At 56.7% G+C, this 12,931-nt stretch carries 12 protein-coding genes; 5 read left to right on the forward strand and 7 right to left on the reverse strand.

The annotated features are described in order from the left end of the window. Position 1: 1 nt before the first annotated feature. The 7 genes from B9Z48_RS12775 to B9Z48_RS12805 form a co-directional block, all read right to left on the reverse strand. Positions 2 to 1,303, reverse strand: a complete 1,302-nt coding sequence (locus B9Z48_RS12775) for a CpaF family protein (RefSeq protein WP_228769205.1) — start codon at positions 1,301 to 1,303, stop codon at positions 2 to 4. 117 nt (positions 1,304 to 1,420) lie between these two features. Next, a complete protein-coding gene (locus B9Z48_RS12780; RefSeq protein ID WP_108378853.1) occupies positions 1,421 to 2,653 on the reverse strand; it encodes an AAA family ATPase in 1,233 nt (410 codons plus the stop codon). A 9-nt stretch (positions 2,654 to 2,662) separates the two neighbouring features. Next, a complete protein-coding gene (locus B9Z48_RS12785) occupies positions 2,663 to 3,034 on the reverse strand; it encodes a hypothetical protein (RefSeq protein ID WP_146186278.1) in 372 nt (123 codons plus the stop codon). A gap of 11 nt (positions 3,035 to 3,045) precedes the next feature. Continuing rightward, complete coding sequence (locus tag B9Z48_RS12790; protein WP_228769206.1) at positions 3,046 to 4,347, reverse strand: type II and III secretion system protein family protein; 1,302 nt, start codon at positions 4,345 to 4,347, stop codon at positions 3,046 to 3,048. Between the two features lie 268 nt (positions 4,348 to 4,615). Next, positions 4,616 to 5,488 carry a Flp pilus assembly protein CpaB gene (cpaB, locus tag B9Z48_RS12795; protein WP_108378855.1) on the reverse strand — a complete coding sequence of 291 codons (873 nt, stop codon included), beginning with the start codon at positions 5,486 to 5,488 and terminating at the stop codon, positions 4,616 to 4,618. Between the two features lie 23 nt (positions 5,489 to 5,511). Then, complete coding sequence (locus B9Z48_RS12800) at positions 5,512 to 6,057, reverse strand: prepilin peptidase (RefSeq protein WP_089956921.1); 546 nt, start codon at positions 6,055 to 6,057, stop codon at positions 5,512 to 5,514. A 29-nt stretch (positions 6,058 to 6,086) separates the two neighbouring features. Continuing rightward, on the reverse strand, positions 6,087 to 6,260 hold the full coding sequence (locus B9Z48_RS12805; RefSeq protein ID WP_089956924.1) for a Flp family type IVb pilin: 174 nt from the start codon (positions 6,258 to 6,260) through the stop codon (positions 6,087 to 6,089). A gap of 301 nt (positions 6,261 to 6,561) precedes the next feature. Here B9Z48_RS12805 and B9Z48_RS12810 point away from each other — a divergent pair, with 301 nt between their 5' ends. The 5 genes from B9Z48_RS12810 to ltrA all read left to right on the forward strand — a co-directional run. Then, complete coding sequence (locus tag B9Z48_RS12810; RefSeq protein ID WP_089956927.1) at positions 6,562 to 7,062, forward strand: TadE/TadG family type IV pilus assembly protein; 501 nt, start codon at positions 6,562 to 6,564, stop codon at positions 7,060 to 7,062. 6 nt (positions 7,063 to 7,068) lie between these two features. Next, positions 7,069 to 8,121, forward strand: a complete 1,053-nt coding sequence (locus B9Z48_RS12815; RefSeq protein WP_108378857.1) for a TadG family pilus assembly protein — start codon at positions 7,069 to 7,071, stop codon at positions 8,119 to 8,121. 193 nt (positions 8,122 to 8,314) lie between these two features. Further along, on the forward strand, positions 8,315 to 9,703 hold the full coding sequence (locus B9Z48_RS12820) for a Crp/Fnr family transcriptional regulator (RefSeq protein ID WP_158273262.1): 1,389 nt from the start codon (positions 8,315 to 8,317) through the stop codon (positions 9,701 to 9,703). Positions 9,704 to 9,760: 57 nt separating this feature from the next. Beyond that, positions 9,761 to 10,774 carry an aldo/keto reductase gene (locus B9Z48_RS12825; protein WP_089956935.1) on the forward strand — a complete coding sequence of 338 codons (1,014 nt, stop codon included), beginning with the start codon at positions 9,761 to 9,763 and terminating at the stop codon, positions 10,772 to 10,774. Between the two features lie 929 nt (positions 10,775 to 11,703). Next, positions 11,704 to 12,931 (forward strand): group II intron reverse transcriptase/maturase (ltrA, locus tag B9Z48_RS12830; RefSeq protein ID WP_199233515.1); only part of this gene is annotated, 1,228 nt, incomplete at its 3' end.

The raw sequence follows: 12,931 nt of genomic DNA on the forward strand, positions 1-12,931 counted from the left end.
CTCAAGACCAACGCTGGGTTGGCTCAAACAGCGTGTCCTTCAGGACGATGCCGCGTGTGGACAGGCGCTGGGCAAATTGGGGCCGAATGCCAGTGGCCATGAATTGGCCCTGTACAGCCCCGGTTGGGTTGAGACCGGTTTGCTCAAATTTGAAAATTTCTTGCATGGTGATCACATCGCCTTCGATGCCGGTGATCTCCTGGATGCTGGTGATCTTGCGCTGGCCATCCGACAGCCTGGACACTTGAATCACCACCGAAAAAGCGGCACTGATTTGCTGACGCATGGCCCTGGATTCGGCCTTCAGGCCTGCGATGCCCAGCATGTGTTCCAGGCGGGTCAATGCATCTCTTGCCGAGTTGGCATGAATGGTCGTCATGGAGCCGTCGTGCCCGGTGTTCATGGCCTGCAGCATGTCCAGCACCTCGGCGCCCCGCACCTCGCCCATGATGATTCGGTCAGGTCGCATGCGCAAACTGTTGCGCAGCAAGTCGCGTTGTGTGATCTCGCCTTTGCCTTCGATGTTGGGTGGGCGCGATTCCATGCGAATGACGTGGGGTTGCTGCAGCTGCAGTTCGGCCGCGTCTTCGATGGTGATGATCCGCTCGTCGGCAGGAATGCTCGACGACATGACGTTGAGCAGTGTGGTTTTTCCGCTGCCAGTGCCGCCTGAGACCAGCATGTTCAATTTGGCTTTGACCAGTCCTTGTAAAAATTCGGCCATCCCCTCGGTCAGCGTGCCCCTTCGGATCAGGTCTTGCATGGTGAAGGGGATCACGGAAAACCTGCGAATGGACAACAAGGGGCCGTCCAGCGCCAAGGGCGCAATGACGGCGTTGACCCTTGAGCCGTCAGGCAAACGTGCATCCACCATGGGGCTCATTTCGTCCACACGGCGGCCTATGCGGGAAACGATGCGGTCAATGACCCTGAGCAGATGGGCATCGTCGTCAAATTGGATATTGGTGGCCACGATCTTGCCGTGTCGCTCGGCATACACCTGGTGGGGGCCATTGACCAAAATGTCAGAGACGCTGGGGTCTGACAAAAGCGACTCGATCGGCCCCAGGCCCAGCATCTCGTCTTGTATGGCTTGGACAACCACCCGGCGTTCAGTCTCATTCAGGGCCATTTTGTGTTTGACCATGAGCTCTTCGGTCAGGGTTTGGAGCTCGGTTCTCAAACGCTCTGGGGGCATGCTTTCAAGGCGTTGCCAATCCATGCGCGACAAAATTTCTTGGTGGATGCGGGTTTTGCATTCATCCAGTTGCATATCCGAGGCCTGGGGGCTGGGAGCCAGCAAGGCCGGGGGGCTTGGCGCTGTGCTGACTGACGACAGATTTTCAAACTGGGATCGAAGATTGGGTTTCACAAATCAGCCTTGTCAGATCAATGCCATGGAGTCGTGTTCGGGATGGGCTCAAGCCCGTCGGCCAATCCAGCGTTGCAACCAATGGCGGTTTTTGGAAGGAGTGGTGTCCAGCAGTGCGCCAGCCATCTCACGCAAGGCGTGCATCACGCCGTTGTGGTCATGCACCGAGGCCAGTGGCTTTCCGGTGTGCAGTGCTTCATTGACCCACTGTGGGAGGCTGGGAAGGGTGTGTGTGACGTTCAGCCCCACCGCTTTTTCCAGCTCAGGCAGGCTGACCCAAGCCCCCGAGGTGTGCTGGTTGACCAAAAGACGCAATTTGTTGTCTTTGTAGCCCAATGCACGCAGCGTGCTGACCAAACGCTGGGCATCGCGGACATCGGGTGTGTTGCATTGGGTCACGATGAAGATCACATCGGCCATGTCCAGCGCCTTCAAGGACAGGACGTTCAGTGTGCGGGGAAGATCCACCAAGACCACCTCGTGTTGGTTTTGAACCATGTTCAGCACCTTTTCGATGTCGTGCGCCGAAATCGTCAGAGCACTTTCCATGTCATGGGGTGCGGCCAGCAAGCCCAAGCGAGGCGTGACCGCATGCATGCAACTGGCCAGCAGCTGCACATCCAGGCGATCAATTTGGCGGGTTAAGTCGAACAATGAATTGGTCTGGGTGCCACTGCTCAGGTAAAAAGAGGCATCACCGCACTGAAGATCCATGTCCACGAATGCACAGGAGCGATCAAACTCATCGGCCAAGACATGGGCGATGTTGGCCGCAATGAAACTGCTGCCATTGCCCCCTTTGCTGCTCATGAACGTCAGCAATTTTCCGCGAGGTGGTGATGCCAAAGAGGTGTCTGGGCTTGCGGTGTTGGGGGCCAAGCGAATGGTTTGAGCGGATGCCCGTGTCGCTGCGCGTTGAAGGCCTTCAAGGAGTTCTTGGGGATTCAGGGGCAGGGCCAGGATCTCTCGAACGCCTGATCGCATGGCTTGCATCAAAAAGGATGGGCCGCTGTTCTCACACAGCGCCATGACGTGCAAATCCGGCCGAGTGCTCAGCCAGGTTTCGAGTGCAGTCAAGTCGTCGGTGCGTGTGGCCAATGGCATGTCGATCAGCAAGACATCGCCCATTCCAGCTTCGTGCAGGGTGTGTTCCAGCAAAGGCAACAAGCGGTGATCGGCACCCCTGACCGTGCATTGGCTCAAGCTGAAATGGTGTTGAAGCAGGGTCTCTTGCAAGGCTTTTTGCAGCGCTTCACCCGAGGCGATGGCATGAATGAACATGGGTGGCTTTCAGGGGGCTAGGGTTGAGCCGAGGCCGCTGCCGATGTGGGTGGCTGATGGGCGACTGGCAGGTTTTTGAAAACTTTGCTGGTATTGCTCAATGGCGGATTGGGCTGCGATGCCATCGCTGTCGCTGCCTTCGCTTGGATGGCAAGCCATTTTGGGCGCGATGTCGCCATGACGGGCGCTGTGCTGCGACAGGGTGTGATGAGGGCAGGTTTGGGGTGTGGCTTGACGTGTTGGCTGGTTTTGTGCAGCTTTCACGGCGTGACCGAAATGTTGGTCCAACAGCGTTGGAGGCGCTTGGCAAGCCATGAGCACAAAGCACAGGCAAGCCATGGCGATCCATGTGGGCAATGGGGCGGGTGAGTGTGAGTTCATGGTGCGCAAGCTCATGGCGTGACGGTCTGGACGTTGCGGGGTTCGATGGACGGCGTGGGCGTCGGCACGGGGTCGGCAATGGGGGTGGCAATGGGTGCAGGGCCCTCCATTTGTCCATGTAAAAAATACTCATGCCGCGTGGGTTGGATGTAGGCATCTGTGGGCAAGGCGTAGTTGGGCGGCAATATTTTGGCCAAACGGGGGGTGATGACAAACAGCAGTTCGGACTTTTCTGTCTGAAAAGCGGTGCTTCGAAACAGCGCCCCCAAAATGGGCAGTTCCCCCAATATGGGAAATGCCTTGATGGTTTGTGTGACATTGCTTTTGACCAAGCCACCAATGGCAAAACTTTCACCGTCGCGCAATTGCACCGTGGTGGAAGCGCGGCGTGTGGTGATGGACGGCAACAAGCTGCTTTGGTTGCCTATGCCTTTGACCAGTGTCCCGACTTGTGAAAGTTCAGAGACTTCAGGGGTCACGCGAAGATGGATCAGGCCGTCTTCGAGCACGGTGGGCAAAAAGCGCAAACCCACACCAAATTCTTTTTCTTCCAGTGTGATGGTGGTGCTGCCGTTGGTATTGGCTTGCGGTACAGGAATGTAGATTTTTCCACCGGCCAAAAACGAACCTTCTTGCCCACTGATGGCGGTGATCGTGGGTTCGGCCAGCACTTTGACCAAACCTTTTTTCATCTCTGCGGTCAATGTCACGGTGCTCATGCCGTTGGCGCGGCTGGTGGTCAAAGCGGTGGATCCCGCACTGAGCAGTTGTGACAAAAGGTTGACCGATGTCGAGCCGAAAGTGCGGGTGAGGTTGACATCGACCCCCAATTCATCAAGAAGGGTCTTGGACACCTCGGCCACTTTGACTTCGAGCATGACTTGCTGTGTGCCATGCACCCGCAGCAAATTGATGACCTTTTTGTTGCCATTGAAGGCTTCGGTCAAAGCCATCAAACGCTGCACCTTCATGCCATCGCTCACACGCCCGCTCAGGACGAGGCTATCGGCCACGCTGTCCACACGCAAGTTTTCGACACCGGGCACGTATTCCGATAACTTGGCAAACAGGGCGTCGGTGTCGGTGCCCACGCTGATGTCGCGCAAAGTGGTGTTGCCTTTGGCAGTCCAAACCAACAAATTGGTATGGCCTGGTTTTTTGCCGAGCAGGTAAATTTCACGTTGGTTGATCAACACCACATCGGCCACATCGGGGTTGCCCACCGACAAGCGTGCAGCGTTCTCAGACAGTTGCAGTAACAGAGACTTGCCTGCGGTCAGTCGCAAGGCTGGGGCCATTTGGACAGAGCCCACGGTTTGAATGTCTGGTTGACTCGATGCTTTGCTGCTGGGGGGCGGGTTAGGCAAAGTCTTTCGCAGTGCGTCTGTGCTCAGTGTGGTTGCGGTTCGCAGATCGGGGGGTGGGTGGGGCAAGGTGGCAGAGCTGACCCATTTCGGTGTCATCCAAAGCAACAGGCCAAGAGATGCGGTGAGTAGGGTGGCCTTCAAGCCATTCAATGGGCAGGGCGTGGGTCTTGTCATGGTGTTTTCTTTTTCAAAGCAATCAATCAACAATGCACGGTCAAGGGTTGAATTCACGCACTGACTCCCTGGTCAATTGCAGACCGCGTATGACTTCCAGACGCGGTGGCTCAGCCTCATTGGGGGATGGGGCAGCTTGGGGTGGGTGGGTGGTTTTGCTGATCTTTGTGTTGCTGGCCACCCGAGGCGCAGCAACGGCTTTGACAGGCACTTGGGCCAGCGCTGTGCCTTGCAACAGGTCTATTTTTCGGGCACCTTGTGTGGACACGGACGACTGATCGCTTTGACTGCGCAGCACCAGTGACAGCGTGCCAATGCTGCGGGCCAAGTCAATTTGCTCGGCCTGTATGGGGGTGACTTGCAAAGTGACCGCATTGACCACCCGGGGTTTGTTTTCGGTGCTGGCCACATCTTGCGCAACGGCCAGCACCTGAATGCGTTCCAGCACGATTTTGGACACCGGTTGATTCATTTGGTCCGGGGTGTTGACCATGATATCGACATAGTTGCCTGGCAAGGCAAAACCAGCCACACCCACGATTTCATTGACCTTGACGGTCACTGCACGTTGACCTTCGCTCAGCACAGAGGACAGTCCGCCTTTGTCGCCAATGGGGGCGAGTTTGTTCATCAAAAAGGGTTCGCCACGCAGCACAGGAATGCGAATCACGCGTCCAACGGCTTGGTCCATGCGGATCAAGGGGTCTTTGAGCGAGGCGGCTTTGGGCCATGCCAAAGTGGTCATCATGTCGGGCATCAAGCGTGTGCCCATTTGCAAGTCCCGTGCCGCCACCAGCACCTGCAGGGTGGAGCCCTCATTTTGCTGTTGCAGCCATTTGGCCGCATAACCTGCGGCGGCCAGGCCAAGGATCAGCGCGATCATCAATACACCAAAGGGGCGAAGGTTTCTCATGTGTCATCTTTGTTGGGTGATCGTCACAGGGGCCAAGCCATCCAGCTGCTCAAAACATGCACAGCGGTGCCCGCACCAATGGCCAAGGCGTATGGCAAACGCGCAGAACCGATGCGCAAAATGAATCGTGGCTTGGCTGGTGCTTGGGGTCTTGGCGATGTGAATGACACAGCGCTGTGCAGGTTTTGCAATGACTGGTGGAGTGTTCCAGTGCACCAGGCCCAAGTGACCGACAAGATGCCGCCTGCCAAAAAAATGAACAAGACGACCTGAAACATGTCGGGATACCCCAGGAAAAAACCTGTTGCTCCGACCAGTTTCACGTCGCCTGCTCCGACCATGCCAAATCGGTAAAGCACCCCAAAAACCAAGAAGCCGACCATGCCACCGGCCAATGCCGAATTCAGCCCAATGCCCAGTGTTGACAGGGACAGACCGATCGCGGTCAGGCTGCCCCACAACACCAGCATGTTCGGAATTCGGCGGTGGCCTGCGTCATGCCACATGGCCGCCACAAGCATGGCAGCCAAGGCCAGCAGATGCACATGGTCGAATGCAGAGTGGGTCATGGCGGCTTCGGTTTTTGAGGGGCTTGCCTTTATGTCAGCGAGGTGGTGAGGGTTTCAAACACATCTTTCAAGGCACCCCCCACAGCTGTCACGGGCACGATGATGGCGACGGCAATCAGCGATGCAAGCAAGCCATATTCGATGGCGGTCGCACCGCTTTCATCGGCGCAAAAAGACTGAAATGCTGCGAAGATTTTTTTCATGATGGGTAACTCCAGAGTTGATGGATCGAGCTGAACTTGGTGCCAATGACTTGCTGGTTTGGGGCCTTGTGGGGGCCTTGGCTTTGCAGGTTTTTGGCATTGCACCGGTGTTGAATGAACCCCGCCGATCACCCACTTTAAAAATAAATTCAATGTCGGACTGTGTTTCAAAGCACACAAGTTGAGGGATGTGTGCGAGTTCACATGCCGTGTCTTGCAGCGCACAGAACTCTTTATTTCGTGTGTTTAGGCTGTGCAAAGTGCAGTGTGTCTTGCATGCACGATCACAAGGAGTTTCGACATGTGCAGGGTATTGGGCTTGAGGGTGGGGCGAGCCACTGGGGACCCGCAGCAGATGCAAGTCGATGCTGCAGCGGGCCGCGTTCACGCGCATCGCACGCAGCGCGGCATGGCGGTGGTCGAATTCGCTTTGATCTTGCCCCTGCTTTTGCTGGTGTTGTTGGGCACGATTGACATCAGTTTGGCCTTGCTCGACAAATCGCTCCTCACCAATGCCAGTCGTGAAGGTGCCCGGGCGGGTGTCGTGGCTCGCAACACCAAGTTGAGCGATGCTGATATTGAGAAAGTGGTCTTGTCCTACACCCGAGGATCGCTCATGCAGTGGGGTGCCAATGCCCAGAACCCCAAGGTTCAAATTGTTCGTGCCAATTGGAAGGATGATCAGCAAAGCTTGGAGGTGACTGTGTCCTTCACCTTTCAAGGGGTGGGTTTGGGTCAGTTGTTCAGCGTGTTGGGGCAACCCTGGAAGCTCACGGCCAGCACGGTCATGCTTCAGGAGTGATCACAGATGAACGCCCAACAGTCTCCCACTTTGATGCCACAGCGTGGTGCAGTCACCTTGTTGGTTGCCTTGACCTTGCCGCTGTTTGTGGGCTTGGCGGCTTTGGCCATTGATTTGGCCCACTTGCATGTGGTTCGAAATGAATTGCAAAACGACGCCGATGCGGCAGCTTTGGCGGGTGCCATGGTGTTGTACAAAAACAAGGGCAAAACGCTCGACTGGGATGCGGCTGCCGCACAAGCTCAAGACGCGATTGCATTGAACCATGCCGATGGGCAGCCTTTGCTCAGTGCTCGGGTGGACACGGGTTATTGGGACATGGGTCAGGATGTGCTGGGCTTGCAAGTGTTGCCGACAGAACCCACCTCACAGGATGCCCCCGCACTGCAGGTGCGGGTGTCCAAAATCAAAGGTGAAAACGATGGGCCTGTTCGAACATTTTTGACGGGTATTTGGAACATGGTCTCCAAGTCCGTCAGTGCCACGGCTGTGGCCGGGGTGGCTTCACCGGGTCGGATCTATTCGGGCGGTGTTTTTCCCTTTGCCATTTCGGAATGCATGTACCAAAACTTCTGGAATTCTTCGAGTTCACCTGCAGGCCCGCGCAAAGATGCTGGGGGTCAAGCCCTGGTGTTCAGGGTCGGTTCACTTTATGCCTATGACAGCTGTGACTCAGGCGAGTGGAGTTCCTTGGCCGAGAAAGCCTCGGGGGTCCATGTGATTGCGCAATTGATCGAAGACGGAAGCCCTTCGACTTTGTCCTTGGACGATGACATCTGGGTTCAAACCGGCGTCAAAAATAGCCTGTTTCAAGCGGTTCAGGATTGCAGTGCGGCGGGCACCCAAAAGTGTGAGTTTGTCGTGATGCCGGTGCTCACCCGAGTGACACCTGGCAGTTTTTCAAAGATTCGTGGGTTTGCTTGTATGCACATTTTGAACGCCGAGGGTGGCAACGGCAAATACATCGAGCTGCAGATGAGCACCCTGTGTCAAGCGCCCAATTCCAGCGGTGTGGGCCCCAATTACGGGGTCATGACGCCGCCACGTTTGTTTCGATGATGTTGAGCCCATGGTGCACGATTTTTGTGGCTTGCTCAGTACGTGTGAATTGAGCATGGTGCTCATGCGGTATAGACCCTAAGGTCTATTCAAATTGACCCTGTGATCAATCGACGCGCTGGCGGCCATGGTCGAACATGGGTCCATGGCCTTGTTGCAATGTATGCAGCACCATCTTGAAATGGAGATCAGCATGTGGACACAGTTGCACAGTAAACATCACGCTCCTACAGACCAAGCAATCGATGAGGGTTCAGATATTTTGATGGACGGTGGTGCGCGACAGACCCCGGTCAAGCTGGGTCAGGATTTGGCCGTGTTGCGTGACATTTTGGGCTCAAACCCACGGCGCAATCTGATTTTGGGGGCGCTGAGCGAGCACAACTTGGCCATGATTTTGCCCAGCCTAGAGGTGGTGAGTTTGGCCTCGGGACAAGTCATTTACCAAGGCGGTGAGGCCTTGCACCATGTTTACTTTCCAACCACATGCACCGCATCGCTGTTGTCCACCACAGTGGAAGGTGAGACCGCCGAATTGGCCTTGACTGGACGCCACGGCATCATTGGTCTGCCCTTGGTTTTGGGGGCTGTGTCCATGTCGCACAGTGTGCAAATTCAGTCCAGCGGACAGGCTCTGCGCATGAGTGCCGAGCACTTTTTGCATGGCTTGCAACTGTGTGAGCAACTCAATCAATTGGCCTTGTCTTACGTGCAGTCATTGATGACACAAATGGCCCAGAGCATTGTGTGCAGCCGTCACCATTCGGTGAGTGAACGACTCAGTCAGTGGATGCTTTTGAACGCAGATGGTCTGGAGGCCAGTGAGCTGTCGGTCACCCATGAAACCATTGGCCACATGTTGGGGGTGCGCAGAGAATCGGTGACACAAGCGGCTGGCAAGTTGCAAGCGGCCGGCGCGATTCGCAACAGCAGAGGCAAAATCTTGATTGAAAACCGCGAGCGATTGCTGCAATCGGTCTGTGAGTGTTACGCCAGAGTCAAGCTCGATGCGGCTCAGTACACCAAACGCCTGGCACAACTGTCTGATTCAGCGTCCCGCAGCAAAACACAGTATGTGGTGGCCGTGCAGACCTCTGAGCCTGAAACTGTGCAAGGCGCAGATTTGCAAAAATATGTCGATGCTTATGATTTTGCGCCGGTGGGATTTGCCACCTTGGACATGCGTGGGCATGTGATGCAAACCAATTTGTCCGGTGCCATCATGTTGGACATTCAGCGCTCACAGTGTCAGCACACCCCCTTTGTTGATTTTTTGGATGAAAAATCCAAAATGCCATTTTTGATTTTTCATGAAGAAGTGTTGCGGGGGCAATGTCGGCGATTTTGTGTGGTGGACTTGACACCGACAGCGCACCGTGCAGCCATGACCCTTCGCATTGATGCCACTTCGGATGAATCGGGTGAAGAAAATCGCATGGTGATGATCGACTGGGGGACAGTCGCTGGCCGTTCTCTTGAAGCGCCTGCTGCTGTGCCTGTGCCTGTGCCAGAGAAAGCCATGGCATCTGCGTGGCGATTTCAAACCGTGGCGTCTGCGCACTCGGGGGTCTACGGGCGGTGACCCCGTTGGCCTGGGTGAGGGGCTGCAACTGGGTGGTTTAGAGGCTAAGATAAGGCGATGAAACCTCGTCAAATTGCCTCTTTTTCGGTCAGCCCTTTGGGGCTGGGTTGCATGAATCTCAGCCATGCCTATGGTGCGCCGGTCTCGGCCGAGCAGGGTGAGCGTGTTTTGCTCACGGCCCTGGACCGGGGGGTGACTTTTTTTGACACGGCTGCACTGTATGGTTTTGGCAACAACGAAACCTTGGTGGGCAAAGTCTTGAAGCCCCACCGCCAAAAATTCACCTTGGCCAGCAAATGCGGCATGCAAGGGGTAGAGCAAAGTGATGGCAGCAAAGTGCGTGTGATCGATGGTCGACCCGAGACGATCAAAAAAACCTGCGAAGACTCGCTGCGCCGTCTGCAAACCGATGTGATCGATTTGTATTACCTGCACCGCTGGGACAAGAAGGTGCCCATCGAAGACAGTGTGGGCGCTTTGAGCGATTTGGTGCGTCAAGGGAAAATTCAAGCGATTGGCTTGTCAGAGGTGTCGGCCAACACCTTGCGCAAAGCCCATGCGGTGCACCCGATTGCAGCGGTTCAAACCGAATACTCACTGTGGACCCGCAACCCCGAAATCGCGGTCTTGCAAGCCTGTCGCGAACTGGGTACCCGCTTTGTGGCGTTCAGCCCTGTCGCTCGTGGTTTTTTATGTGGCGCAGCGTTGGACATTGCCGCATTCGATGCCAAAGACATCCGCCGCAGCATGCCGCGTTTCAGTCCTGAAAACCACGCAGCCAACCTGAAGCTCTTGCCTGCATACCATGCGCTGGCGCAAGAGGCTGGGTGCAGCCCGGCTCAGCTGGCCTTGGCTTGGTTGCTTCACCAGGGGGACGACATCATTCCCATTCCGGGTACAACCTCGGTGAATCACTTGCTCGATGATCTGGGGGCCGTGGACGTGAGGCTCGATCCAGATTTGATGAGCCGCTTGGAAGCGTTGATCAACCACAGCACTGTGGCAGGCGACCGCTACAACGCGCAGGCCAACAGCGAAGTTGATACCGAGGTGTTTGGCGTTGAGCGTTGAGTAGTGGTCTGCGAGGCTTATCGCGACGGGAGCGTCGCTCCTACAGGAGGGCTGCCTGCATTTTGTAGGAGCCCCGCCCTCGGGGCGATGGGTGGTGGTCTGCGAGGCTTTTCGCGACGGGGGCGTCGCTCCTACAGGAGGGCTGCCTGCATTTTGTAGGAGCCCCGCCCTCGGGGCGATGGGTAGTGGTCTGCGAGGCTTTTCGCGACGGGGGCGTCGCTCCTGCAGGAAGGCTGCCTGCATTTTGTAGGAGCCCCGCCCTCGGGGCTATGGGGGTGGTCTGCGAGGCTTTTCGCGACGGGGGCGTCGCTCCTGCAGGGAGGCTGCCTGCATTTTGTAGGAGCCCCGCCCTCGGGGCGATGGGTGGTCTGCGAGGCTCTATCGCGACGGGGGCGTCGCTCCTAGTGCGCCCGTGAAGGCGCGTACACAGCATGGTGAGAGTCCATGTCGGGGTAAGCCAAGGCCCCGTAGTCGAAGGTAACTGCGTCGCTGCGAGGCGGGGTGGGGAGCAACCGGAGGCGAACTGGCGGTGCGCAGTAAAGCGAACTCGATTCGGCAGGGAGTGGCGGCGAGCTGGCTGGGAGAAGGCGAAGCCTGAAACACATCGCATGCGTTGTTTTGGTGGATAAAACGACATGCGGGCCACCCATGTGGTTGGAGGCGCAACGTCAGGAAGTGTGCGTGAGATAAGCGGGGAGAGCTGTGGCCCGAGGTGACGGGCTGCAGCAGTCAGAGCCATCGTAGTAGCGATGGGCTGCCAGAGCAGATATGGCCAAACTGCACCGGAAACGGTGTGGGCAAACGAGAGTTTGCGATAACCGGGGTACGCCCCTTGAGCCTAAACCGAGCAGACGGCAGCCTGAGAAATGCGGAGTAGGAAAGCCGCACGAGCCAAGGGTGGCAGGAAAGTGGATACGAAAAGGACAGAGATGAACGAGAGCGAAAGCGAAACGGCGGCAGTGCCCTTTGTGGCTAAACAAGCCGAGTCAGGCCCTGCCCAATGGGCGTGGGTGGACCGTGAAGTCTGGACGGATCGTATGTTGGCGGCGCTGGGCAACGGCGTCAAAGGAAACAAGTGGTTCAGTTTGATCGACAAGGTTTACCGGCTGAGCACCTTGCAAGCGGCTTGGCAACAAGTCCAAGCGAACAAAGGGTCAGCGGGGATAGACTGGCAAAGCATAGAAGGATTTGCGGCGCATGAAGCGCAGTACCTGAGCGAGTTGTCTAGGCAACTGGAGCAAGGAGAGTACAGGCCCCAGGCGGTGCGGAGGGTAGAGATACCCAAAGCGGGCGGTAAAACGCGGCCTCTGGGCATCCCGACGGTCAAGGACAGGATCGTGCAGACGGCGGTCAAGCGGGTGATAGAGCCGATCTTTGAGCAAGAGTTTGAGGACACGAGCTATGGGTTTCGACCCGGCAGGGGCTGCAAAGACGCGCTGCGGCAAGTCGATGCACTTTTGAAGGAAGGCTACACCCATGTGGTGGATGCTGACTTGCAGGGGTACTTCGACAGCATCCCGCACGAGGGCTTGATGGACAGGATCGCAGCGCACATCAGCGATGGAAGGCTGCTGGCCTTGCTCAAGGGCTGGTTACAGCAAGACATCGTGCAAGAGATGCGCAGATGGACGCCGACGGCGGGCACCCCGCAAGGGGCGGTCATCAGTCCGTTGCTGGCCAATGTTTACCTGCATCCACTGGATGTGAAGATGAAGGCGCAGGGCTACCGAATGGTGCGCTACGCGGACGACTTCGTGATCCTGTGCGAGACGGCGTCACAAGCGCAAGAGGCACTGGAGCAGGTCAGGCAGTGGGTGGCGCAAAACGATCTGAGCTTGCACCCGGACAAGACCCATGTGGGGGACTGCACGCAAAGGGGACAGGGCTTTGAGTTCCTGGGCTACCGATTTGAGGCGGGTAGGCGCTGGGTGCGGGACAAGAGCCTAAAGGGGCTGAAGGACAAGGTGCGAGAAAAGACCAAGCGCACGAGAGGCGAGAGTCTGCGCGTTGTCATTAAAGAGCTTGGCCCCATGCTCAAGGGATGGTTTGGCTACTTCAAGCACGCCTATAAAAGCACATTCCCCAGCATAGACGGATTCATCCGCAGGAGGTTGAGGGCGATGCTGCGCAAGCAGCAAAAGAGCCCGGGGATGGGGA

The organism is Limnohabitans sp. WS1, assembly GCF_003063265.1.
Lineage (GTDB): Bacteria > Pseudomonadota > Gammaproteobacteria > Burkholderiales > Burkholderiaceae_C > Limnohabitans_A.